This window comes from Nostoc sp. NMS8, assembly GCF_017115045.1.
In the GTDB taxonomy this organism is placed as follows: Bacteria; Cyanobacteriota; Cyanobacteriia; order Cyanobacteriales; family Nostocaceae; genus Nostoc.
Genome location: NZ_JABXKK010000034.1, coordinates 24,646 through 47,303 on the forward strand (window position 1 = coordinate 24,646; position 22,658 = coordinate 47,303).

Here is a 22,658-nt window from a genome sequence, read left to right on the forward strand (position 1 = left end):
GGAATTGGGGATTGGGCACTGGGGATTGGGAATTAGGAAAAATTTCTCCCCCTCTGCTTCCTCTACTCCCTACTCCCTACTCCCCATTCATTACACTGTTGCAGTTGCAGCTACTTTAGTGGGCCTTTCTTTTTCCTCTTTAGGGGGTTTTTCTTCGGCAATTTCTTGCTTAACTGTCAGATAGCGAATTACTTCTTCACTCAAGCGCATGGCACGTTCAAAGGGAGCGATCGCAGTTGCCGGGGCACCGTAGTTTAATTGAATGTAGATGCCATCGCGATGTTTTTTGATTTCATAAGCCAGACGACGCTTACCACGATTTTGAATTTGGATATCTTCAGCGCCTTGATCGCGAAGCAAATTCTGATATTTAGTAACTGCTTGCTCTACCTGTTCCTCTCCGAGGTCAGGACGGAGGATGTACATTGTTTCGTAACTTGTAGTCATATTTTCCAATTCCTCATGGACAAAAGTGGCTGCTGATGTTAATTTATACCTTCTCTACATAAAAATGCCAGTATAGATCAACATCTGAAGCAACAAGGAACTATAATCTTACCAGTTTTCAATTTGAATCATTAGCCAAATCGCCAAAATTTGGATTTTTGGGATGCCCATAATGAAAACTAGGCCGGGAGGCAACCCCGATATTTCTTTAGCAAGATTGATCGTCGAGCTATCAGCTTTGCCAAAGGTTATCTTTTTGTGAAGGTATCTATAGCGGCGATCGCTTTTTTGCTCAAGGCTCAATTGGTTCGTCAAACAGCTAACTGAACGATTGCCACCTGCTTACAACTTCGTAATCGCGTATAAAAGGATATTCATCAAGGTTATGGCGCAGCGCTACGTGCGAATTCAAAATCCAGAAGGACAGATTTACTACGGGTTACTACATCTCTCCCTGAATGTGCAGGTGCTAGATGCTCCGCCCTGGTTACATGGACAACCCACTGATTTAACTTTGACACCAGAAAATTACCAAATTCTGGCTCCCTGCGCTCCTTCAAAAATTGTGGCGGTGGGTAAGAATTATGCCGATCATGCAGCCGAAATGGGAACTCCAGTACCTTCTGAGCCATTAATCTTTCTCAAGCCACCAACGTCGATCATTCCATCCGAGAGGGAAATTAAATATCCTCCCCAGTCGCAAAGAGTTGACTACGAAGGAGAGTTAGCATTAGTGATTGGCGATTACGCTTTTGAATGCACACCAGAGGTAGCCCAAACCAAAATTTGGGGCTACACCATCGCTAATGATGTCACAGCGCGAGATTTACAAAAAAAGGATGGTCAATGGACGCGGGCCAAAGGTTTTGATACTTTCTGTCCTTTGGGGCCTTGGATTGTACGAGAATTAAATCCTGGAGCAAGATTACAGACTTTTGTAAATGACGACGTTAATCCAGTCCAATCTGCTTGTATCGATCAGATGGTGTTTTCCCCCGATGTTTTAGTTTCCTATATCAGTCAGGTGATGACGTTATTACCTGGTGATTTGGTGCTTACAGGTACACCAGAGGGTGTCAATCCATTGCATCCAGGCGATCGCGTCCGCGTTGAAATTGAAGGTATTGGTCGCCTGGAAAACACCGTAGCGGCTCGTTAACTTCTAACGCACCTGCATATACACTGCATCGGAAATCGCCGGAATTTCGGCATAACGCCCGATCGCAGATTGAATGACTGAATATACTGCTGCTCCCACTATGCCGATAAAAATAGTTGTGGATAGGGTTTGGATTGCAAAACCACCAGCGGGAATTAGCCCCACAACATCAGTCAGAATGCTAAACAAAAAGATAATAATGTCCAAAAGGATTGCTTGCATAGTGTTGAAACGAATAAAATGACTAATTTTCTCGTTTCTCACTACCAGCAAAAATAAAGCAAAGAAAATAATCATTCCTGCATAACGTACACCATAGTAAATATTTAACAATGGCAAAAGTGGCAAAAACAGCAGTTGTAGTGGTGGAAACTCTGAGAACAAATATCTACCAAATACAAAAACTTCGACTAGAGGAAGCAAATAAGGCAAGGAAGCAAAAATCCGATCTGAAACTGTTGTAGACCCGCGCCAAGACATTATGCGTTCTCCTGTGGTTAAATTTCTATAGTCACTTGAGCTTAGGATAACGCAGTTGCTTGGTCTTGCTGACAAATTCAACTATTGTATATGGGCAATGCGAAAGCCCATCATGCACTCATACTGATCGGGCTGCTGTTGAGTAAGTTTGCGAATAGCTTGACCACAGCGTAGTTGACCACCACGCCAACGTGGTTGACCACTCCCGTCAGCGAGTAAACAAGACTGACAAACTTGCTCAGGGGCAAGGATTTGCTCGTCCATTAAAATGACTAACATCGAATCCCTCCTGTAAATCCTCATTGTCAAACAATTTTGGATTTTAGATTTTGGATTTTGGATTAACCCCATAGACATATCTAGGGTTAAGTGTTGTGATTGGCGATCGCAGATGACACTTAAGAGCCACATCCTACTTCTTTGTAGCAAAAATGTGGACAATTACGATTCAATAAAAATTGTCAAGTAAATCTGAATTTATTCTACGTTGTGTACATTGCAAATTGGACATTGTAGTAAAAAATAATACAAAATCTTTGGCAATAAGTTGGGCAGAGACAGCCAAGGGTATCCACTGAACCCTGTTAATTTAGCACTTGAGAGTGTCAAACTTAATATTCAGAAAATAACAAAAGCTTTATGCACAGGCAACACGGCGAATCTTTGAAATTTCCTTGACGTGACTGGTGAAAGTGTGATAATTCAAGTCAGTAAAACTCAGTTAACTTGATAGCCATTTCAGTGATGCATTTCTAAAATACTGAGGTAAACTTGCAAGCAAGTTAATACACAATATTACTCAGCGGCTCGTCGGTCTGGGCATCACTTACAATGGAACACTGGCAATTTCTGATACAGAAACAAGGCGCTCGCTCGTGGCATATCCTAGAATCGCCGAATTTGGAAATTTCGGAAGGGCAGTATAGAGTTTTGGCTCGTTCTAACCTTCCGAATACAGATGTGGAAGTACGGGTAACTCACTCTTCAACCCAGGAAGTTCAACCAACGCGGCGAATTTTCAAGCGATCGCGTCGCACTAACTCAGAAGGCTTAATGGCGGTAATTCCTTTTACCTACTTCCAGGCGGGAGTTTGGGAATTGCGCTGTTCTGGCGATTTGATGTCGGATCTGCTGGGTAAATCTTGGCAATACAGAGTCCAAGTACAAGTTTTGTCTCAAGAAGAAGAGGAGGCGAAGCAGAGGGAGAAGGCAGAATCAAATTTACTCGTTCAGCAAAATACTGTCTCTGAAAATCTGGAATGCACTGCCCCAGCAAAACCAGATGCGATCACTGTTTCCGCAGAATTGGTAATTACTGGAGAACTGGAATCTACTGTCCCAGCAGAACTCGCAATTAATTTCGATAATGCGATCACTATTCCGGTAGAACTGGCAATTAGTGGAGAACTGGAATCGACTGTCCCAGCAGAACCCGCGATTACGTTAGATAATGCGATCGCTGTTCCCGCAGAACTGGAATCTAGTGTCCCAGCAAAACTCGCAATTAATTTCGATGATGCGATCGCTATTCCCGCAGAATCGGCGATTGTTCTATACAGCAACCCTATTAGTATTGTTCTGCCAGATGAAGGGAACTTAGAAGACACTGCCCCAGCAGAAGCTTTAATTGGGTTAGATCAAGCGATCGCTGTTCGCGCAGAACTGGCAATTACTACAGACAGCAACACTAATACAACTGTTCTGCCTGATGAAACAGAAGAAAATATAGCGATCGACGAGCCTGTGAGTCCTTTATGGCTCAAAGGTGAGACAGTAGAACAGATTTTACAAAATTTAATAGATTTAGCTTTACCCGCCTCTGAACTGTTGCCCAACGATGAAAATGTTACAGATTTTTTAGCGACACAACTACCGCCACCATTACTATTAACTTTAGACCAGGATAATTATATTGCTCGTTGGGGACAAGCTCTTGCAATCAATGGGCACATAGAACCCAAAGAAAATACAAATCTAGATCAGGCTGAAACATTATCTCTAAAAAGGCTACGGGCACTTGAACTAGGAATTGAACTGCGATCGCCCAATAACTCGAAAATCTTGACCAAGGTACGGAAAATTTTACCAGATCAAGAGTTACCTTTCAGCATCAATACCTCAATTAATATTCCAGCTGACTGTGAATCTAAGTTAATTTTGGCAGATATCAGTTTGTATGGTAAATTCGCCGATACTGGTGAAGTCATCCGGTTAGCTAGCCAGTCCTTCACCATTACAGCAGATGTCACAGAATTATTGGCAATCACAGCCATAGCAAAACCTAGTAGAGATGCAATACCATCGGACTCATCTGCTGCTTTCATAGAACCAGAGACACCTATTAGGCTAGATTTGAAACTATTAAATCTGGTCAAAATGGCAAAAACAGACCAGTCTCAGATAGTTAATCCATCCCCAAATATACCCTTACCACCGCAAATTAACCTACAAGCTCTGCGAGAAGCTACTCTACGGACATCTAAACTAAAGAATTCAGGCACTTCACCTCAGTTACCGAAACTGCCCCCTATTCAAAGCGATGCCAATATTCCCGCAGATGTTGTTGCAGAACAACTCATACAGGAAGAACTTCTAGAAAAGGATGCTAATATAGCCGCCATCAACTTGGAGCAATTGGTTATCAAGCAACGTCGAATGCCAATACTCGAAACTACTTTGCCATACTTGAGACGCCTCCAAACTTTGCCAGGTGATACAGAAGAAGTTAAAAAAAATCTCCTCCCAGATGCCTTGGAAGTTCAAGGGGCTGAAGACTTCCCGCAATTAGATGAAATTGTACCTGAAGATGAAAATACACCTGAATTAGTAGTAGCTGATGCAACATCTCAAGAAGAATTTCTTGCCGAAGTAGAATCCCCGCAAAATAAGCAATTGCAGGAAGAACCTGTTGCTCAAGTAGAACCCCAGACAAATGCACAATTTATTACAACAGGCAACCTTTACTCATCTCCTTTACTCAGAAAGTGGATGCAGAGCCAAGGATATTCTTTGCCTGAATCAATCAATGATCTGCAACCTCAAGACTACGATAACTATGAGCCAGCACAGCAGACGCCCCTTTCTCTGAGTTCAGAAACAGCGAATGTTGATGTTAACTTGCCATTAAACCTAGATGCCAACACTGAGATATGGCGCGAACAAGCGACATGGGAAGAAGTCCAAGATTTGGCTGACGAGTTGAGTAACTATGGGGAAGATATAGACACAGCGCGGGAAGCGGATCTGGGGATAGGAGAAAATACAGAACTAGAAAAAGCACTAGAAGAAGCAACACTCTCATCGGCTTTGTTAACGCAAATACCGCCGCCGCCTCCTCCAAGAAAAACAAATATAGCGTCAGCTTGGTTGGCGCAAGAAATCGTTGTAGATGATACAGATAGTGAATTGGAAGCCGATTTAATTAGGGGTTACACCTTTGAACCGAAGGAGCAACCATTATTAAATTTATCCCCTTCCTTACCTAGAATTACGGCAGCCACTAAGGTTTTGCCAATTCCACAGCTGCATGTGCCAGAAGGCGAACTAATTGCTGGTAAGTTTGTCATAGTGCGGGTAGTACTACCTGAAGTACCTCCGCAAGTTGTTGTCAAGTTATGGGTTGAAGATTATCAAACTCGTTGGTTACTAGATGGCCCCCATTTATTGACAAATTTACTACCTAATGCATCAGGTGGGTTGGAAGTGATGACGCAATTAAACATTCCCTTTGGCTGTTTAGAAATTCGCTTAGAAGCGATCGCACTTGATCTGACAACCCAACAAGAAAGTCACAAAGTCACAATATTGCGAACTGTGATTCCTCCAGACTTACCAGATTTGCAGCTAGATGAACTCCTGGGTATCTAACTTAGGGATGACGGGGTATTGGGCATTGAGAAGAGGCAGAGGGGCAGGGTGCGGGGGGCAGAGGGGAAAACTCTTCTCCCTTGCTCCCTGCTCCCTGCTCCCTTGCTTCTTTCCCAGTCCTCAATCCCCAATCCCAATATTGCCTGTGTTAAAAATATGAAAGAATTTCAAATATTTGGCAGAATTTGCAGTAAGCTCATTTTGAATTGTAGTGTGATTCGATAGGAACCTTTACTATGGCAGCTTCTTTTTTGCCTTCTATCTTGGCTAGTACTTCCTACTTGCCTGCTATTTTCGTTCCCATAATCGGTTGGGTTTTGCCAGCTGTGGTATTCGCGTTTCTGTTTTTATACATTGAAAGCGACGACATCAGCAACATTAACTAATACTGATGTAGTCATTGGTTATTAGTCATTAGTCATTTGCAAAAGACAAAAGACAAATGACTATTCACCAAAATTAATACCGCCTATCTCATAGAGACAGGCGGTTTTTTTAACGTTGATTTCTCAACAAATGCTAGAAAATTCTAACTTATAGTATTCGGTTCAAACTAACGTTTAGATTGAAGAACCCAGTCCGGCGTAGGCACCATAAAAGAAAATGCCCAAGACTGTAATTATACCTAAACCTGCGATCGTAGCGACGACCCACAGGGGAATTCTCCCACTTCCTGCAGACACAGCTTCTCTCCTCCCTTAACAAAAATTCAACACACGTTCAATAAACAAAGATTAACAACAGTAGTTCCAGTTAGTTAAAGAAGTAACTGGAAAACAGAATACCCAGAACAAAAACTAGTAATAGTCCCAGGTATAACGAAGTCCGGTTTAGCTCAACCGGCTGATTATTGGGATTGGGCGATCTTTCTGCCATAATTGCTCCTAACGTTGAATAAATTGCATTGCGGCGATCGCGCCCAAAAAGAATACAGTTGGTACACCTAAGGTGTGTACTGCCAGCCATCTAACGGTAAAAATTGGATAGGTAACTGGTTGATTGATGTTGTTTCCGCTAGTCATGATCTCAAACTACTTTCCAATAAATTCTTCAACTTGTTTTTTAGCTTCAAAACGGTTTTTCACAATTGGCACTTCCTGCCGCGCTGGTGTGAAATACTCGTTGGGGCGGGGTGTGCCAAAAGCATCATAAGCCAGCCCGGTGCTGACAAATAACCAACCAGCAATAAACAATGCCGGAATAGTGATGCTGTGAATTACCCAGTAGCGAACGCTGGTAATGATGTCCGAAAACGGACGTTCTCCAGTGGTACCTGACATTTAGATTCCTACCTTCACAAAGAATGTTATAGAGTTTATTATCCTACAAAGTTAAGAAAGAGTTACAAGTTGCAAAGTTCTTCTCAGAAATAGGTACTGGGGATTGGGTACTGGGAAAACTCTTAGCTAGTCCCTAGTCCCCAGTCCCTAGTCCCCAGTCCCTAGTCCCCAGCCACTATTAAGCTGCTTCTGGAGTAGTTGTTTCCGGGTTTGGTAAATATTTGAGCAAAACACCGCGATCGCCAACTATAAATCCCCGTTCTGGCTCTAAGAATACAATCTTGTACAAATTAGCCGCAACTTCTTCCACTTCACGGTCTTTTTCCCAGGTTTTGCCACCGTCGGCACTCCGTAGTAAATTACCGCTACCGCCACCTATCCAAATTTCATTGGATGTGCGATATGCCAAATCCAGTAAACCCCAACTTGTAGATAACTCTGGATATTGTGCCTTTTGCCACTCGTCAGGTTTAGTTTCGTCACTAAACTGAATTTGGCCTCCTCTAGCTAGCAACCACAATTGCCCATTGTTAGCAAAACCCATGTTTTCTACCCGTCGAGAACTATTGCGGTTATGGGGAACCCAAGCATCCTGCCCCGGTTCCCAAGTTGAGTAGAAGCTACCTTTTGCCGAAACAGCAACATATTTACCATCAGCAGAACGTTCTAAGTTACGTACCACACCGACTGCTGATTCTACCTGGGCTTTCCAGTTTTTGCCGCCGTCTGTGGTTTTATATATGGCTCCGACATCAGTAGCCATTTCTGCTGTACTTTCTGCCAGTGCCTTAACTGCGATCGGGCTACCTGGTAGCTTTTCGCTCAAAGGAATACGTGACCATGAAGCACCTTCATCAGTTGTATGCAGCAATAGTCCAGGCTCTCCGGCAATCCAACCTTCCTTACCTGCAAAACTTACTGAGTCAAAACGATACTTTTGCTCATCAAGTTGTAGTGTGATTGGTTTCCAGGTATTACCACCATCATTGGTTTCCAACAGGGTGGCATTGCTACCTACTAAGTAGCCATGTTCAGGGTTATCAGTAAAACCTATATCCAATAGATTCGAGTCTGTTGGCACAGAAATGACTTTCCAAGGGTTGTAGCTAACAGAGGGAATTTTGCTACAACCTATGCATATTACGACTACTATTAACAAGGCAAATATTCGTTGCCAACTTTTCAAAAATGAATGCATCAGTATTTCTTAGTTGTTTCTAAATTTCTCTAGGAGTAGGTAGTCAGGATGCTTGACAATCCTGGGTTTTTCATTTTGTTAGCGCAGCGTAAAGCCAACTCTTGGAGAGGCTCCGCCAACGGCATGGCAACTCTTAGAGACGATGCGCGAACGCTTAGAGCGAGTCCGCCAACGTCATTTTGAATTGCTTAACAGCTGTTACTGTAAGCCGTAGAGACTGATAAAAAACAAGAAACCAAGAGCCAAAGCACCAAAAATTAGGATACTCTTTTGAGTTGGCGTTAGGTTGTTGACACCCAAACCGTAACCGAGATTTTCTTTGAACCCAGATGCAGTACCGGCAGGGCCGATGTTGGCAAAAGCGGTCTTTTTAGCAGAACAAACTGGACAGCGCCAATTTATAGGCAGTTCTGCAAAGAGTGTCCCGGAAGGAATATCATGCTTGTCATCTCCCTTCTCAGGTTCGTAAACATAACCGCAGGCGCGACACTCGTAGCGGTCTAACACTGGAGTCTCAACAGCTGGTTCGCTCATGGCTAAGGCCTCGCAGAGAAGAAATCTTAAATATACGTTAAAAATTATGACATAATTGTTAGACTTTTCTATCACTAGCAAAAGCGAATCAAATACCTGAAGTGCGTCTGTTTCCCAGATTTCAGAAAAACCAAACAGATATAATGTAAAAGAAAGTTACGCAGTTTAGGGATTGGGCATGGGGCATTGAAAAGAGGCAGAGGGGCAGGGGGCGGGGGCCGGAGGGGAAAATTCTTCTCCCTGCTCCCTGCTCCCTTCTCCCTTGCTTCTTCCCTGCTCCCCACTCCCTACTCCCTACTTAAAATACTCCATAAGCGGTAGATACTCATTGTGTTTGTCCTCAGCGGTTACGAGTACCTTCTAGGCTTCTTCATCATCTGTAGCCTAGTACCTGCCTTAGCGCTCTCAGCATCCAAGCTCCTACGACCCAGTAGTTACAGCCCAGAACGGCGCACCACCTATGAATCTGGTATGGAACCCATCGGGGGAGCCTGGATTCAGTTCAACATTCGCTACTACATGTTTGCTCTGGTCTTCGTCGTCTTTGATGTGGAGACTGTTTTCTTGTATCCTTGGGCGGTAGCTTTCCACCGTTTGGGGCTATTGGCTTTTATTGAAGCGCTAGTCTTTATTGCAATTCTTGTAGTCGCTTTAGTTTACGCATGGCGTAAAGGAGCTTTGGAATGGTCTTGAATTCTAACTTAACAACCCAGGGTAAAGAACGAATCATCAACCCCATTGAGCGTACCAATGTCACTCAAGACCTTTCAGAAAACGTCATTTTGACGACGGTTGATGATCTCTACGACTGGGCGCGGCTTTCTAGTTTGTGGCCGTTGTTATTTGGTACTGCTTGCTGCTTTATTGAGTTTGCAGCTTTAATTGGTTCCCGATTTGACTTTGACCGTTTTGGACTAATTCCCCGTTCTAGCCCCCGCCAAGCCGATTTAATTATTACGGCAGGGACTATTACGATGAAGATGGCTCCCCAACTGGTGCGTCTTTATGAACAGATGCCAGAGCCGAAGTATGTAATTGCGATGGGAGCTTGCACAATTACTGGCGGAATGTTCAGCGTTGATTCGCCTACGGCAGTGCGTGGAGTCGATAAATTGATTCCTGTGGATGTGTACTTACCTGGTTGTCCTCCTCGTCCCGAAGCAATTATCGACGCAATTATTAAGCTGCGGAAGAAAATCGCCAATGAATCGATGCAAGAGCGGGATAAGATTAAGCAAACTCACCGCTACTACAGCACGACTCATAATTTGAAGCCAGTAGATGAAATCCTAACTGGTAAGTATTTGCAGTCAGAAACTCGTTCTGCGCCACCGAAAGAATTGGCGGAAGCGATTGGTTTACCAGTACCACCTGCACTGCTGACAGCAAAGGCACAAAAGGAGGAACAAACCCGTGGCTGAAGAAGAATCTAAACCAGTAGCAGCAGCCAAAGAAGAAGCATTGGTACAAGTCGGTAAAGTTTCCCAGTGGTTAACGGAAAATGGCTTTGACCATGAGTTTTTGGCACCAGATAAAAATGGTATAGAGATAATTAAGGTGGCGGCAGATTTTTTGCTTCCCACTGCTACAGCCCTTTATGCCTACGGGTTTAATTATCTCCAGTTTCAAGGTGGTGTTGACCTTGGGCCAGGACAAGAATTGGTGAGTGTATATCACTTGAATAAAGTGGGTGATAATAGCGATCGCCCCGAAGAAGTTCGAGTTAAGGTGTTCTTACCACGGGAAAATCCTGTAGTCCCTTCTGTGTACTGGATTTGGAAGACCGCAGATTGGCAAGAGCGCGAGTCTTACGATATGTACGGCATTATCTACGAAGGACACCCAAATCTCAAGCGGATTTTGATGCCGGAAGATTGGGTAGGTTGGCCTTTGCGGAAGGATTACATCTCGCCTGATTTCTACGAGTTGCAAGATGCTTATTAGAGATTGCTGAATTTCGGCAGTGATTAACCCCTTTCCGGTGGCGGAGAGGGGTTATGTTTTTGGTGTTTTATGTAAAGTTGGTTGACAAAACTTGCTGTAATTCATTGACTGTATTTACAGTTTTAATTGCCTGCTGAATTGCTTTTAACTGGATTACAGATATTTAGATTTTTGATTGGACTACTTAGAGTCCTGTTTTTAACGCAAAGGGGCGCAAAGGGAAACGCGGAGGTTCGCAAAGAAGTGTTGGCAAAAAATTGGGTGATCGGAATTAACCATTTTAGATCGCTTAAAGACGCGATAAATCGCCGTCAAGACAAAAGACTGATTATTGTCTTGATGGCGATTCATCGCGTCTCTTGACTTAACGGAACAGTATTGGGTCAGATATTCAAGTAAATGAGGGGAGACAGAGAAGATGAGGTGTATGAATGGCAAGAAAAAAGTTAATGATTCACTCCCATCACCACGCCCCTGTGTCCTATTTTTGTGCCGCACCAACGGGAAGAGGTTCACCGAGAACTTTGGCGAATCTTTCTAAATAGAAGTCCGCGGGATTTGCAACTGCTTGAATTGAGGAGCGATCGCCTACCAGATTCCACCATGCCTGCAACTGGGGTGTTTCTGTTGGTAGTGTGAATTTGCGGAAGTGTTCTAAGAGTGGTAAACGTTCAAACCAAGGATAGAAGCTGATATCAACAAGGCTAAACCGATCTCCCAATAAGTAATCACCTTTGCCTAACCCTTCTTGTTCAATATATAGAAGCGCTTCTGTGAAATCTTTTCTTCCTTGTTCCTGTTCTTGGCTATCTTTACCGCGCAGAAATTTGTTAAAAGCTGGGACAAAGCGAGTATTGGCGTAATCTATCCAAATCCGAGCGATCGCTTTCGCTGCGGGATCGCGGGGTAACAATGGTGGTTCTGGAAAAACCTCTTCTAGATATTCATTAATAACGGCGGACTCGTAAATTTCAATATCCCCATGTTTAATCGCCGGAACTTTACCATAGCGCGAAATCTGCGTGTACTCATCTGGCTTGTTCTGTAAGTCAATTTCTATTGGGGTGAAATCAATGCCTTTTTCCAGTAAGACTACACGAGTACGTTGAGAGAAGGTAGAGGCTTGGGCGAAGTACAGTTGTATGTTACTCATGAAATCTTTTCCTTGCAATTATTGTGAATGCAAACTATTTGAAATTGCACAACTCCAACTCAAGCAATAAGACAAAAGTTGAGATGTGTTAATTAGTACAGTTAAATAATTTACTGGCAGGTATCTACGTCAGCTTAGATGATATACTCCAGCTTGTCGGTCGATTTACCGGACTTTTAATAGTCTACAGTCTTTATGAAAATATGTATAGCAATACCTTCGCCAAAAAAACGCTAAAAGCGTAGCTTGCTTCCCTGAAAGGGTATTCTGACTCCTGAATTCTGTTCGATAATAGACCCTTGCTGTGCGAAAGTTTGAGCCAGAGGTAGTTCATAGTAAATTTGGGTCAATTCCTTGTTGTTGTAATCTGGCTAAAAGTTCTTGAAGCTGCTGCTGAGTTTGCTAGAGATTTTTATTTTGTCGCAGAAACAGATCATTAACTCAATACGGTTCAGTTAGAGCCAAAAACCTTAAACTACGTAAGTTGCTTTGAGGAACGAAACTCAAGATTTAATAGGGTTTGTTCTTTAACTGAACCGTATAGAGATTGTATGAAAAATTCAAAACCTCTCTCTTATTAACAAGAGAAAGGTTTTCTACTTGAACAGCTAAAGAAAATTAGCGATCGCGTTTAGCAGAACGGCGCGATGCAGATGAACGAGCGCTAGGTTTATCGCCATTGGTGGCAGGCGGTGCGGCTTTACGTTTAGCTGATGTCGGTGGCGACGGTTTAGCAGTACGAGCCGGACGCTTGTCACTTCCTGGCTTTGGTCTGTGTTGCCGTCCATTGGGGATTGCTTCTGGCTCAATGTCGAGGTTGGGGCCAAAGCCAGCAACTACTTCCCTGGGCAAGCGCTGCTCGATCAGTTTTTCGATATCTTTCAATAGAGGGTATTCATCGACGCAAACCAACGATACGGCTTCACCTGATGCGCCAGCGCGACCGGTGCGACCAATGCGATGCACATAATCTTCGGGTACATTGGGTAGATCGAAGTTAACTACATGGGGCAGTTCGCTGATGTCAAGACCTCTAGCAGCAATGTCCGTTGCTACTAGTACTTGCAAGCTGCCATTCTTGAACTTTGCCAGAGCGTTGGTACGCACAGGCTGACTTTTATTGCCGTGGATTGCCAATGCTTGAATGCGGTCTTCGCCCAACTGCTTTACCAAACGGTCAGCGCCATATTTAGTGCGAGTGAAGACTAAAACTTGATACCAATTATCTCGCCGAATTAGATGAGCAAGTAATTGACGTTTCTTGTCACGATCTACCTGATAAATCTTCTGGGCGATCGTTTCGGCGGTAACGTTACGGCGTGCTACCTCAATCATTTTTGGATTATTGAGTAGTCCGGCGGCCAGTGCCTTAATTTTGTCTGAGAAAGTAGCGAAGAATAGCAAATTTTGCCGCTGTTTGGGCAGAAGTGAGAGGATGCGGCGGATATCATGAATAAAGCCCATGTCCAACATCCGATCAGCTTCATCTAGAACCAAAACCTCAATATGCGATAGGTTCAGCGTACCCTGCTGTACGTGGTCTAGCAGTCGCCCTGGAGTAGCGACCAAAATATCGACTCGACCCCTCAACCGCTGTTTTTGCAGATTAATACCGACTCCGCCAAAAATTACCATTGAGTTGAGATTTAAGTACTTGCCGTACTCGCGCACGCTTTCTTCCACTTGTGCCGCGAGTTCGCGAGTCGGGGTGAGAATCAAGGCTCGGATTGGTGGGTATCCATTAGGCGTACCTTTGCTTTTGTTAGAAGACAACTGATGCAAGAGCGGCAAGGTGAAACTAGCGGTCTTGCCAGTGCCAGTTTGTGCCCCAGCTAACAAATCGCTACCCGACAATACAGCAGGAATCGCCTGCATCTGGATTGGGGTGGGTTCCGTGTACCCTCGTTCGGTAACAGCACGGATAATTTCATTGGACAAGCCGAGATCAGAAAAAGACATAAGACTCCAAAAATAACATCGGCCTGTCGCCAATGATGGCGTCAGTCTTAGGCGGACGGATAAAAATTATTGAAAAGCTGGATGGGCACTAGCGCAAAGACTGAGAGCGAGTACCCCAGTATTTTATTTTAACAGATTGCCGTCCATTGTGTTGTTAAAGTTGCTCTGATTCAGTGTTGTGTTAAATTGGCATTACCTGCTTATAAAGCAAAGTATTGAACAAATAGGAGAAATTCATTATCGCAATCCAAAAGCAACTGATTAATTCACAAATCAAGTCACCTAGCGTCTTCTTGATTGACCATGAAAATAATAATCGTGGTCTGATCGATACCAATGAGGCGCTACAGCTAGCCGAAAGCTTAGAGCTTGACTTAGTTGTAGTTTCCCAAGGCAAAGATGCTCCGATCGCGAAGATTCTCAACTATGGGAAGCTTCAGTATCAAAAGAAAAAACGTCAGAGCCAGAGTGCTAGACCCACGGTAAAGGAAGTTCGGTTCGGACTAAACGTGGGTGTAGCTGATTACAATTTACGCATTCAGAAAGCAGTTGAGTGGTTGAGTAAAGGCGATTCTGTGAAATTTGCCATCCGTTTACGAGGCCGAGAACATCAATATCGCGATCAAGCAGGAGAACTGCTAGACCGAATTGCAAACGATCTCAGTCAAGTAGGTAAAATCCAGTCGTTGGATAAACGCGCACTAATTGTTCAAGTTATTCCTGCTTAGTTAATCTGGCGATCGCTGAAGGATGTATTGTGGCAGCTTGTAAGGAACGAAAAAAGCCGGACACAGTACTGTAGCTTCTATGGAAAAAACAGTCAACTGTTACTCAAGGTGAATTTGACTTTCCGACCAAACAAGCGCCACGCGCCGGGATATAACCAATCAATCGGCGCTTTTAGTGATTAGGTGTGTCAAGGCATCAATCAAGCGATCGCTTTCCATTGGAATAATATCCTGTCCATACATCACATTTTGAGTAATATGAAAATGCACCAATGCTCCTAAGAGAATTCTCGCTGTCGCCTCTGGATCAGGTATCTTCAATTCTGGAGCCGCCAAGTAGTGAGTGAGAGTTTCTGCTACTGGCTTAATCATTGCCCGAATACAAATTTGAGCTAACTCAGGAAAACGGCCAGATTCCCCGATTAGTACTCGCATAAATGCACTATGTTCTTTGTCGTTAAGCATCTGCTCTAATGCTTTGGTTACTACCTGGCGCAGTATGGTAACTGGTTCTCCCTCAATCGGTTCTGTGCCAAAAATTGAGCTATTCTTCTTACTTGTCAGTTGCTCTAACAGTACTTTAAAAAGTCCTTCTTTATCTTGAAAGTGGCTGTAGACTGTCGCTTTAGAAACACCTGCTGCTACTGCTACCCGATCCATGCTTGTACCAGCATAGCCATTTTGGAGAAACTCTTGCATTGCACCTTGCAGAATTTGCTCTACTTTATCAACGGAATTATCTCGATCAACTTCGTCAGTTTTGATACGTACCATTTATTAATCATCCTTTCTTATAAACAATATTAATAGATGCTGCAAAATACCCCAGTACAAAATGGCGAAAATAAATATACCCTTCAATAAAGCCCAAAAGCCTCTATTATCAGCATTGTGAATCGAATTTCGCCGTATAATGCCGAGCAAATCGCTTGAGAATTTTCGCTGTATCCTCTTGACTAAACTAGTCCGTTTAGTTTAGCATAAATTGAACTGGACAGTTTAGTACAGGTTGCTACTGGTGGTAAGGGGGGAATAGTATGAGGGAAAACAGGAATGCAGAGAGTTTAACGTCTTCTCAGAATCTTTTGCGATCGCCTCTTCTACTTGCAATAATTGCATCGCTAGCAATAGGTGGAACCAGTGTTTATGCGGTGATGAAGCTTCAGGCTACAGCTAATGAAAAGCAAAAAACACCAGTAGCAGTTCAGCCTGTGGTCAAAACAGTCACAGCATTAGGGCGGTTGGAACCAAAAGGAGAGGTAATAAAACTGTCAGCACCTTCTTTAAATGGTGAAGGAAGCCGAGTGGAGCAACTATTGGTGAAAGAAGGCGATCGCGTCAAAGCTGGGCAGGTAGTTGCGATTATGGACAACCGCGATCGCCTACAAGCTACTTTGGGGGAAGCACAAAAACAAGTTCAAGTTGCCAAATCCCGCTTTAACCAGGTAAAAGCTGGAGCCAAACAGGGAGAAATTGGAGCGCGTCAAGCTACGGTGAATCGTGTACAAGTAGAACTACAAGGAAACATTAAAACTCAGCAAGCTACAATTAATCGTTTAGAAGCAGAACTCCTTGGACAACAACGCAGCTTGCAAGCAACAGTGGCTCGCGTAGCAGCCGAGAAAGGTAATGCCCAAGCTGACGTGCGGCGCTACGAGACTTTATATAAACAAGGAGCAATTTCTAGCCAGGAAGTTGGTAACAGACGCCTAAGCGCCGAAACTTCCACTCAAGCGTTAATTGAAAGCCAAGCCACCCAGACAAGAACTGTCGCCACCCTACAACAGCAGCTTAACGAGGCAAAAGCCAACCAGGAACAAACCCTCGCCAGCTTGCAACAGCAGATTAACGAGGCAAGAGCTAACCTAAATCAAACCACTGAAGTTCGTCCTACAGATATAGCAAATGCACAGGCAGAGATAGACAGTGCTCAAGCCACTGTGGAGAAAATTAGAGTAGAACTGGCACAGGCATACGTTGTGGCTCCTAAAGCCGGTCGAATTTTGGAGATTAATACACGAGCCGGAGAAACGGTTGGCAATGAAGGCATTGTGGCTTTAGGTCAAACCGACCAGATGTATGCAGTAGTAGAAGTCTACCAAAGTGATATCAAGAGAGTGCGTCCGGGACAGGAGGTGTTGGTAAGCAGTGATTCCCTCCGCAATGAATTAAAGGGAAGAGTGGATTGGATTGGTATGCAGGTAAAGCGGCAAAATCTGATCAATGCTGACCCCTCTAGCAATATTGATGCCAGAGTAGTGGAAGTCCATGTGCAACTGAATAAACTATCCAGCCAAAATGCTTCTAACTTAACTAATTTGCAAGTGAAGGCGGTGATTGAATTGTGATTGGATTTATCCAGCAACTACGGCGGCGAACGCCTTTAGGATGGCTGCAACTGAGTCATGAAAAAGGTCGTCTTTTGGTGGCATTGTCAGGTATTGCCTTTGCCGATGTTCTAATGTTCATGCAGCTAGGGTTTCAGAATGCCCTGTTTGAAAGTAACACAATGCTGCATCGGAGTATGCAGGCTGATATGTTTGTCATCAGTCCCCAAGCACGTAACCTAGCAAATATGTCTAGCTTTACGCGGCGGCGGCTCTATCAAGCAATGGATGTACCAGGTGTCAAGTCGGTAGAAGGAATGTATCTCAACATTGTTGATTGGAAAAATCCCCAAACACATCAGAAGACGACAATATTAGTTATGGGATTCAATCCCGATCGGCAAGTGTTTAACTTAGCAGATGTAAATCGCCAGATAGATGCTGTTAAGCTACCAGATACCGTTTTGTTTGATCGCGCCTCTAGAGGAGATTATAACGAAGCGATCGCCAAAATTGACCAAGGTAAAACTGTTACAACCGAAATAGAACGCCGGACAATTACCATTAGCGGCTTATTTTCAGTCGGGGCTTCTTTCATCGCCGATGGTACTTTAATTACCAACGACCAGAACTTTTTGCGACTATTTCCTAGACGAGAAGCCAGCGGTGTCAGTCTCGGTTTGGTGCAACTACAACCAGGCTACGACCCAAAGCAGATGAAAACAGCTTTAGAATCTCATTTAGATGATGATGTTAAAGTTTTAACCAAAGCAGAATTTATCGAATTTGAAATAAATTACTGGAAAACAAATACGGCCATCGGGTTTATCTTCAGCCTGGGTGTAGCAATGGGGTTTCTGGTGGGCGTGATTATCGTCTATCAAGTTCTTTCTACAGATGTGAATTCCCATATCAAAGAATATGCCACTTTCAAAGCAATGGGATATAACAATCTCTACTTATTAGGTGTGGTGTTTGAAGAGGCGATAATTTTGGCGATTTTGGGCTTTATCCCAGGAGCGATCGCACCTTTAGGACTTTATCATTTAACTCGTAATGCCACCAATTTACCAGTTTACATGACCGTAGCACGAGCCTTGACGGTATTAACACTGACTATGATTATGTGCATAATTTCTGGTGTGGTCGCCACCCGGAAATTACAATCAGCCGACCCCGCAGATATGTTTTAAAAATTGTCATTAGTGATTAGTCATTAGTCCTTTTTAATTAGGACTTACGGAGACTCTATGAATTATTATCTACGACAGGAAATTAGCCATTTTAGCGTAAGTCTTGGTAATAACAAATGACTAAGGACAAATGACAATCATCAGGAATAATCGAGCTATTTATGACTAGTCAATCCGTAATCTCTGTTAAAAATCTCGACCACTATTTTGGTCATGGTCAACTCCGCAAGCAAGTTCTCTTTGATATCAACCTGGATATTAACGCTGGCGAAATTATTATAATGACTGGGCCTTCTGGTTCTGGGAAAACTACACTTCTCACCTTAGTAGGCGGCTTGCGTTCTGCCCAATCTGGTAGTTTGCAGATATTGGAACAAGAACTTTGTGGCGTTAAGACAGCACAACTTACCCAAGTGCGACGCAATAACGGTTATATTTTCCAAGCGCACAACTTGCACGGTAGCTTGACAGCACTTCAGAACGTCAGAATGGGCTTGGAAGTGCATAAAAATATTTCGCCGGCAGAAATGAAAACTCGGTCAGCCCAAATGTTAGAAGACGTAGGATTAGGAGATCGCCTGAATTATTATCCTGATGATTTATCTGGGGGACAAAAACAAAGAGTTGCGATCGCACGTGCTTTAGTTGGTCGTCCTAAAATTGTCTTAGCGGATGAACCTACCGCCGCCCTTGACAGTAAATCGGGACGAGATGTGGTCAACCTCATGCAAAAATTAGCTAAAGAGCAAGATTGCACCATTCTTTTGGTTACTCATGACAACCGCATTCTAGATATTGCCGATCGCATCGTCTACATGGAAGATGGCAAGCTAGTAAATGACCGTGCTGTTGTTGCAGCATCTTAACTGGTCGCGGCGTTCCTCTCCCACCATAGTTTTAAGGGTTTAGCATCTAATCTCTAATCTCAGTCCCCAGTCCCATTTACTGTAACTAGCTGTTATTGTTAACGTATTAAGAGAAACACGAGGAAGAATCATAAAATGCAAGTTAGCGCTCGCAATGCTCTCAAAGGTACAGTTAAAAGCATCGTAATAGGATCTGTAAATACAGAAGTGACATTAGAAATTGCACCTGGAGTAGAAGTAACTTCAATTATTACCAAATCATCAGCAGAAAGTCTGAAACTCACTGAAGGCAAAGAAGTATATGCCATAGTCAAATCATCAGACGTAATAATTGCCGTAGACTAAAGTAATTGTTTGGATTCTATTAAGAGGGGCAGTTTGATTGCCCCGTGTAGAGCGATCGCTCATAGAATTGCGATCGCTACAGTAGGTCGAGGTAGTATATATGCACAAGTCCTTTGACGCGCCCAAAATGACCCAAAGGCAGCAGTTATAGATGCCACACTAATATCTGCATTAGCCATTCCTGTATATCCCACTAGAGAGAAATAAACCCCGAAAGCAAAGCTTTGGGGTTTATTTCATTATTCGCAATCCAATACAGTTCGGTTAAGATTTTTTGATGAAAATTATAGATTGCAAAGATGCGATGAATCATCACAAAGACATAACTGAACAGTATTGATTCGCGTAGGCGTAGCCCGTCGTAGACATCGCTATATTTATATATAGCTCCCTTAATATTGTCTAGAACAAATACCAATTTTACAGGTAATGAATCAGAAAAGTGTATATAGAACTACAATACACTTATTTATAATCAGATATCAGTCCTATATACTTTACAGAGATTACCAAAATAGTTAGATAAGTTGTGGCGATCTGCTTATTAAAGCGCCACAACTTATCTACTCACTTCGAGCTATTCTGTAATAAACTCTCCGTTATAGGCATCTTGAATCAGACGATTTTTCAGAAATATTTTGGTTTTAAAGGAGAAGCAGGAGCAGATAATATAACGATATTTCTCACATTACTAACGTAACGACCTCCAGCTTTATCACCTGGAACTACTAAACGAGCAAATCCTTCATCTATTAAAGGCACAACTCTACCATCACTACCTTTTTTTTCAAATGCAACTAGCACTGTTTTCCCTTCAAAGTTAGGTTGAATTTCACCAATAGCTACGACTGCACCATAACAATCTGTGGCTTCAACTAGAACATATTGCCTCAGAAAAGAGTTTTTAGGATTCACCCCAGAATTCCCAGGTTTGAGACCACCTCCGGCTTTGGAATTATTAATCAATTCCCATAGGGGGATTCCATAGTATGTTTCTGTTTGTGGCCCTGCTCCGGTTTGAAAGCTCACAGTAATTTCAGTAACTAATGCTGGATTTTGGTTTTTTAATAAATCTCGCAAATTTCTTAGGTTTTGCAAGTTATAGGTGGCTGGATTATTGAGTTCTCCACCCAAGCGAAAACTCGGCGAAGAACCTCCAAGACACTTATTTTGATTCCAGACAGAAGGTGTTTTCTCTCCTCGATTCCAGCGAACATCGCGCCTTGATTCAGCTAAAGTAGGCTGCCATAAAACCAGCATCGATAATATTAAAGATGCAATGGGTATCTTGCGGTTAAAACGCATAAAAAATTCTCCGTTTACTATTGAATATTTAAAAAATTAGATAATAGAATAACTGTAGACACCTGCTTATAATGGTTTTTGAAAAAACTTTGTTTTTATTAACATGAAACATTATTTATGGCGTATTTTTTATACAAGTTTGTATTTTCGATTGAAGCTATCATACCAACTTGGTTGGAAAAAATCAATTCAACTACGTAATTAAACGCTGACTTTATCAAAACTTTAAGTAAAAAGTTGTTTGTTTTGATGAGATTACGCATATTACAAAACTTCACGAGTAACTACGACTCTGGTGCTTTTGCGACGCTAAGGTGAGTTACCACTAACAGTACTCAGGACTCCTGAATTACTTTTTCAACAAAGAGGCAGGGGGAATGGGGCACGGAGCGGGGGAAAATGACCCCTGACTCTTGCTGTGGAGCGGAACATGGGACTGATTCCCCCACTTTTTACAAGTGCTTCTCGATTTGATTGGGTCGAATCCCCATTTGAACTTTCCCCCTTGCTCCCTGCTCCCTTGCCTCTTTTTCAAGCTAGCGCTCAAAAAGTATTGCTGTCACTTGGGCTGAAAGCTAGATAACATTGATTCGGGCGTGTTTACTGTTCGGGAGTACCAAAATGTCTAAACAGCTGGGTCAAAAAATCGCACCCACACCTATATCGAATGATATCAATGTGGTGGATTTGATCGATCAATACTTCACCGCTTACAACTCAGCGCGGTTGCGGGAAATCTGCCAGCTACTGAGTCGCGATGTGCTAACCGAAAGTGTGACGGTGGGAGTTAGCCTTTCTGGTGCGATGACGCCAGCAGGATTTGGGGTTTCAGCGCTTGCACCCTTAATTCGCAACGGCTTTATTGACTGGATGATTAGTACTGGTGCAAATCTTTACCACGATATGCACTACGGATTAGGTTTTGAACTTTTTGCTGGTAATCCATTTTTGGATGATGTGAAACTGCGCCAAGAAGGCACTATTCGCATTTACGATATTATCTTTGGCTACGATGTGCTGCTAGAAACTGATGCGTTTATCCGCAAAATTCTCCAAGGAGAAGCGTTTCAAAAGCGGATGGGAACAGCTGAGTTTCACCATTTATTAGGTAAATATGTCCGGGAAGTAGAAAAGCAATTGGGTGTGCAGCATTCCTGCTTATTAGCTACAGCTTATGAATATGGCGTACCGATTTATACGTCTTCTCCAGGAGATAGCTCAATTGGGATGAACGTGGCGGCTTTAGCATTGGAAGGTTCGCAGTTGGTGATAGATCCATCAATTGATGTGAATGAGACAGCAGCGATCGCATATAATGCCCGTGAATCAGGAGGTAAAAGTGCGGCTGTAATTCTCGGTGGCGGTAGTCCTAAGAACTTTTTACTACAAACTCAACCGCAACTTCACGAGGTCTTAGGACTAGAAGAACGAGGACACGATTACTTTGTGCAGTTTACCGATGCGCGTCCAGATACAGGCGGTTTATCTGGGGCAACCCCATCGGAAGCAGTCAGTTGGGGTAAGATTGACCCAGATGAGTTACCTAACACAATCGTTTGTTATACCGATAGCACGATCGCTTTACCACTGGTGACAGCGTATGTGTTGAACAAATGCCAGCCTCGTCCCCTGAAGCGTATTTACGACAGACGAGAAGTCATTTTCGATAAACTGCAAAAAGACTATCTAGCAGCCAAAACCCAACCCTCTGATCAGATTCCAGCAGTAGTTGCTGAAAGTGCTTCACAGCAAACAGCGACTTATCCCTGTGGTCGGCTGATTCCCAATACTCACTAGGGAAGAGGCAGGGGGCAGGGGGCAGGGAGAAGAGTTTTCCCTTCCGCCCCCCGCCCCTCTGCATCTTTTCAATGCC

26 protein-coding genes are annotated in these 22,658 nt (G+C 43.3%); 12 read left to right on the forward strand and 14 right to left on the reverse strand.

What is annotated here, in order from left to right; all coding sequences use genetic code 11:
• Positions 1 to 90: 90 nt before the first annotated feature.
• A complete protein-coding gene (gene rpsF / locus HWQ39_RS04670) occupies positions 91 to 447 on the reverse strand; it encodes a 30S ribosomal protein S6 (protein ID WP_179065663.1) in 357 nt (118 codons plus the stop codon).
• A gap of 108 nt (positions 448 to 555) precedes the next feature.
• The gene (locus HWQ39_RS04675) at positions 556 to 762 is read right to left on the reverse strand and encodes a hypothetical protein (RefSeq protein WP_292842109.1); all 207 of its coding nucleotides are present in this window, start codon (positions 760 to 762) and stop codon (positions 556 to 558) included.
• A gap of 70 nt (positions 763 to 832) precedes the next feature.
• Here HWQ39_RS04675 and HWQ39_RS04680 point away from each other — a divergent pair, with 70 nt between their 5' ends.
• Entirely contained in the window at positions 833 to 1,606 is a 774-nt protein-coding gene (locus tag HWQ39_RS04680) for a fumarylacetoacetate hydrolase family protein (RefSeq protein ID WP_292842111.1), read from the forward strand.
• Positions 1,607 to 1,609: 3 nt separating this feature from the next.
• Here HWQ39_RS04680 and HWQ39_RS04685 read toward each other — a convergent pair whose 3' ends face one another.
• Positions 1,610 to 2,086 (reverse strand): Tic20 family protein, encoded by a 477-nt coding sequence (locus tag HWQ39_RS04685; RefSeq protein WP_292842113.1) that lies wholly within the window; start codon positions 2,084 to 2,086, stop codon positions 1,610 to 1,612.
• Between the two features lie 81 nt (positions 2,087 to 2,167).
• Positions 2,168 to 2,365, reverse strand: coding sequence for a hypothetical protein (locus HWQ39_RS04690; RefSeq protein WP_292842115.1), 198 nt, complete (start codon positions 2,363 to 2,365; stop codon positions 2,168 to 2,170).
• A gap of 552 nt (positions 2,366 to 2,917) precedes the next feature.
• On the opposite strand from HWQ39_RS04690, the gene HWQ39_RS04695 reads away from it, so the two are divergent.
• Positions 2,918 to 5,953, forward strand: a complete 3,036-nt coding sequence (locus tag HWQ39_RS04695; protein WP_292842117.1) for a hypothetical protein — start codon at positions 2,918 to 2,920, stop codon at positions 5,951 to 5,953.
• 236 nt (positions 5,954 to 6,189) lie between these two features.
• Positions 6,190 to 6,339: a photosystem I reaction center subunit VIII gene (locus tag HWQ39_RS04700; protein WP_292842119.1), complete on the forward strand. Its 150-nt coding sequence runs from the start codon at positions 6,190 to 6,192 to the stop codon at positions 6,337 to 6,339.
• Positions 6,340 to 6,513: 174 nt separating this feature from the next.
• Here HWQ39_RS04700 and HWQ39_RS04705 read toward each other — a convergent pair whose 3' ends face one another.
• The 6 genes from HWQ39_RS04705 to HWQ39_RS04730 all read right to left on the reverse strand — a co-directional run bounded on the left by HWQ39_RS04705 (position 6,514) and on the right by HWQ39_RS04730 (position 8,965).
• The gene (locus tag HWQ39_RS04705; RefSeq protein WP_179065658.1) at positions 6,514 to 6,636 is read right to left on the reverse strand and encodes a photosystem II reaction center protein J; all 123 of its coding nucleotides are present in this window, start codon (positions 6,634 to 6,636) and stop codon (positions 6,514 to 6,516) included.
• Between the two features lie 70 nt (positions 6,637 to 6,706).
• Complete coding sequence (locus HWQ39_RS04710) at positions 6,707 to 6,829, reverse strand: photosystem II reaction center protein L (protein WP_094332364.1); 123 nt, start codon at positions 6,827 to 6,829, stop codon at positions 6,707 to 6,709.
• 8 nt (positions 6,830 to 6,837) lie between these two features.
• Positions 6,838 to 6,975: a cytochrome b559 subunit beta gene (gene psbF / locus HWQ39_RS04715; RefSeq protein WP_015115279.1), complete on the reverse strand. Its 138-nt coding sequence runs from the start codon at positions 6,973 to 6,975 to the stop codon at positions 6,838 to 6,840.
• Between the two features lie 9 nt (positions 6,976 to 6,984).
• The gene (psbE, locus tag HWQ39_RS04720; RefSeq protein ID WP_094348030.1) at positions 6,985 to 7,233 is read right to left on the reverse strand and encodes a cytochrome b559 subunit alpha; all 249 of its coding nucleotides are present in this window, start codon (positions 7,231 to 7,233) and stop codon (positions 6,985 to 6,987) included.
• Positions 7,234 to 7,411: 178 nt separating this feature from the next.
• Positions 7,412 to 8,431 (reverse strand): photosynthesis system II assembly factor Ycf48, encoded by a 1,020-nt coding sequence (locus HWQ39_RS04725; RefSeq protein ID WP_292842122.1) that lies wholly within the window; start codon positions 8,429 to 8,431, stop codon positions 7,412 to 7,414.
• Positions 8,432 to 8,629: 198 nt separating this feature from the next.
• A complete protein-coding gene (locus tag HWQ39_RS04730; protein WP_292842124.1) occupies positions 8,630 to 8,965 on the reverse strand; it encodes a rubredoxin in 336 nt (111 codons plus the stop codon).
• Between the two features lie 330 nt (positions 8,966 to 9,295).
• Between HWQ39_RS04730 and ndhC the strand changes: the two genes are divergently transcribed.
• Genes ndhC through HWQ39_RS04745 form a run of 3 tightly spaced genes read left to right on the forward strand, consistent with a single transcriptional unit; the run spans position 9,296 to position 10,909 of the window.
• The gene (ndhC, locus tag HWQ39_RS04735; protein WP_104908259.1) at positions 9,296 to 9,658 is read left to right on the forward strand and encodes a photosynthetic/respiratory NAD(P)H-quinone oxidoreductase subunit C; all 363 of its coding nucleotides are present in this window, start codon (positions 9,296 to 9,298) and stop codon (positions 9,656 to 9,658) included.
• Positions 9,649 to 10,386, forward strand: a complete 738-nt coding sequence (gene ndhK, locus HWQ39_RS04740) for a photosynthetic/respiratory NAD(P)H-quinone oxidoreductase subunit K (protein WP_292842126.1) — start codon at positions 9,649 to 9,651, stop codon at positions 10,384 to 10,386. Before ndhC ends, ndhK begins: the two co-directional genes overlap by 10 nt.
• Positions 10,379 to 10,909: an NAD(P)H-quinone oxidoreductase subunit J gene (locus HWQ39_RS04745; protein ID WP_292842128.1), complete on the forward strand. Its 531-nt coding sequence runs from the start codon at positions 10,379 to 10,381 to the stop codon at positions 10,907 to 10,909. The genes ndhK and HWQ39_RS04745 overlap by 8 nt, the downstream gene beginning before the upstream one ends.
• 481 nt (positions 10,910 to 11,390) lie before the next feature.
• Here HWQ39_RS04745 and HWQ39_RS04750 read toward each other — a convergent pair whose 3' ends face one another.
• Both HWQ39_RS04750 and HWQ39_RS04755 read right to left on the reverse strand, forming a co-directional pair.
• Positions 11,391 to 12,062: a glutathione S-transferase family protein gene (locus HWQ39_RS04750; protein WP_292842130.1), complete on the reverse strand. Its 672-nt coding sequence runs from the start codon at positions 12,060 to 12,062 to the stop codon at positions 11,391 to 11,393.
• A 618-nt stretch (positions 12,063 to 12,680) separates the two neighbouring features.
• Positions 12,681 to 14,021 (reverse strand): DEAD/DEAH box helicase, encoded by a 1,341-nt coding sequence (locus tag HWQ39_RS04755; RefSeq protein ID WP_292842132.1) that lies wholly within the window; start codon positions 14,019 to 14,021, stop codon positions 12,681 to 12,683.
• Positions 14,022 to 14,281: 260 nt separating this feature from the next.
• On the opposite strand from HWQ39_RS04755, the gene infC reads away from it, so the two are divergent.
• Positions 14,282 to 14,749: a translation initiation factor IF-3 gene (gene infC / locus HWQ39_RS04760; RefSeq protein WP_292842179.1), complete on the forward strand. Its 468-nt coding sequence runs from the start codon at positions 14,282 to 14,284 to the stop codon at positions 14,747 to 14,749.
• A 159-nt stretch (positions 14,750 to 14,908) separates the two neighbouring features.
• Here the strand turns inward: infC and HWQ39_RS04765 are convergent, their stop codons facing one another.
• Positions 14,909 to 15,523 (reverse strand): TetR/AcrR family transcriptional regulator, encoded by a 615-nt coding sequence (locus HWQ39_RS04765; RefSeq protein WP_292842134.1) that lies wholly within the window; start codon positions 15,521 to 15,523, stop codon positions 14,909 to 14,911.
• 263 nt (positions 15,524 to 15,786) lie between these two features.
• Between HWQ39_RS04765 and HWQ39_RS04770 the strand changes: the two genes are divergently transcribed.
• The 4 genes from HWQ39_RS04770 (at position 15,787) to HWQ39_RS04785 (ending at position 19,480) form a co-directional block, all read left to right on the forward strand.
• A complete protein-coding gene (locus tag HWQ39_RS04770) occupies positions 15,787 to 17,097 on the forward strand; it encodes an HlyD family efflux transporter periplasmic adaptor subunit (protein WP_292842136.1) in 1,311 nt (436 codons plus the stop codon).
• Positions 17,094 to 18,269, forward strand: a complete 1,176-nt coding sequence (devC, locus tag HWQ39_RS04775; protein WP_292842138.1) for an ABC transporter permease DevC — start codon at positions 17,094 to 17,096, stop codon at positions 18,267 to 18,269. Before HWQ39_RS04770 ends, devC begins: the two co-directional genes overlap by 4 nt.
• Positions 18,270 to 18,430: 161 nt before the next feature.
• Positions 18,431 to 19,135: a DevA family ABC transporter ATP-binding protein gene (locus HWQ39_RS04780; RefSeq protein WP_292842140.1), complete on the forward strand. Its 705-nt coding sequence runs from the start codon at positions 18,431 to 18,433 to the stop codon at positions 19,133 to 19,135.
• A gap of 135 nt (positions 19,136 to 19,270) precedes the next feature.
• Positions 19,271 to 19,480, forward strand: a complete 210-nt coding sequence (locus HWQ39_RS04785; RefSeq protein WP_292842142.1) for a molybdopterin-binding protein — start codon at positions 19,271 to 19,273, stop codon at positions 19,478 to 19,480.
• Between the two features lie 627 nt (positions 19,481 to 20,107).
• On the opposite strand, the gene HWQ39_RS04790 is transcribed toward HWQ39_RS04785, so the two are convergent.
• The gene (locus tag HWQ39_RS04790) at positions 20,108 to 20,785 is read right to left on the reverse strand and encodes a hypothetical protein (RefSeq protein ID WP_292842144.1); all 678 of its coding nucleotides are present in this window, start codon (positions 20,783 to 20,785) and stop codon (positions 20,108 to 20,110) included.
• A 621-nt stretch (positions 20,786 to 21,406) separates the two neighbouring features.
• Between HWQ39_RS04790 and speY the strand changes: the two genes are divergently transcribed.
• Complete coding sequence (speY, locus tag HWQ39_RS04795) at positions 21,407 to 22,582, forward strand: deoxyhypusine synthase (RefSeq protein ID WP_292842146.1); 1,176 nt, start codon at positions 21,407 to 21,409, stop codon at positions 22,580 to 22,582.
• Positions 22,583 to 22,658: the final 76 nt, after the last annotated feature.

Coding starts and splice junctions, on each gene's coding strand:
- rpsF (WP_179065663.1), bottom strand. CDS start 447: ATGACTACAAGTTACGAAACAATGTACATCCTCCGTCCTGACCTCGGA.
- HWQ39_RS04680 (WP_292842111.1), top strand. CDS start 833: ATGGCGCAGCGCTACGTGCGAATTCAAAATCCAGAAGGACAGATTTAC.
- HWQ39_RS04685 (WP_292842113.1), bottom strand. CDS start 2,086: ATGTCTTGGCGCGGGTCTACAACAGTTTCAGATCGGATTTTTGCTTCC.
- HWQ39_RS04690 (WP_292842115.1), bottom strand. CDS start 2,365: ATGTTAGTCATTTTAATGGACGAGCAAATCCTTGCCCCTGAGCAAGTT.
- HWQ39_RS04695 (WP_292842117.1), top strand. CDS start 2,918: ATGGAACACTGGCAATTTCTGATACAGAAACAAGGCGCTCGCTCGTGG.
- HWQ39_RS04700 (WP_292842119.1), top strand. CDS start 6,190: ATGGCAGCTTCTTTTTTGCCTTCTATCTTGGCTAGTACTTCCTACTTG.
- HWQ39_RS04710 (WP_094332364.1), bottom strand. CDS start 6,829: ATGGCAGAAAGATCGCCCAATCCCAATAATCAGCCGGTTGAGCTAAAC.
- psbF (WP_015115279.1), bottom strand. CDS start 6,975: ATGACTAGCGGAAACAACATCAATCAACCAGTTACCTATCCAATTTTT.
- psbE (WP_094348030.1), bottom strand. CDS start 7,233: ATGTCAGGTACCACTGGAGAACGTCCGTTTTCGGACATCATTACCAGC.
- HWQ39_RS04725 (WP_292842122.1), bottom strand. CDS start 8,431: ATGCATTCATTTTTGAAAAGTTGGCAACGAATATTTGCCTTGTTAATA.
- HWQ39_RS04730 (WP_292842124.1), bottom strand. CDS start 8,965: ATGAGCGAACCAGCTGTTGAGACTCCAGTGTTAGACCGCTACGAGTGT.
- ndhK (WP_292842126.1), top strand. CDS start 9,649: ATGGTCTTGAATTCTAACTTAACAACCCAGGGTAAAGAACGAATCATC.
- HWQ39_RS04750 (WP_292842130.1), bottom strand. CDS start 12,062: ATGAGTAACATACAACTGTACTTCGCCCAAGCCTCTACCTTCTCTCAA.
- HWQ39_RS04755 (WP_292842132.1), bottom strand. CDS start 14,021: ATGTCTTTTTCTGATCTCGGCTTGTCCAATGAAATTATCCGTGCTGTT.
- HWQ39_RS04765 (WP_292842134.1), bottom strand. CDS start 15,523: ATGGTACGTATCAAAACTGACGAAGTTGATCGAGATAATTCCGTTGAT.
- HWQ39_RS04770 (WP_292842136.1), top strand. CDS start 15,787: ATGAGGGAAAACAGGAATGCAGAGAGTTTAACGTCTTCTCAGAATCTT.
- HWQ39_RS04780 (WP_292842140.1), top strand. CDS start 18,431: ATGACTAGTCAATCCGTAATCTCTGTTAAAAATCTCGACCACTATTTT.
- HWQ39_RS04785 (WP_292842142.1), top strand. CDS start 19,271: ATGCAAGTTAGCGCTCGCAATGCTCTCAAAGGTACAGTTAAAAGCATC.
- HWQ39_RS04790 (WP_292842144.1), bottom strand. CDS start 20,785: ATGCGTTTTAACCGCAAGATACCCATTGCATCTTTAATATTATCGATG.
- speY (WP_292842146.1), top strand. CDS start 21,407: ATGTCTAAACAGCTGGGTCAAAAAATCGCACCCACACCTATATCGAAT.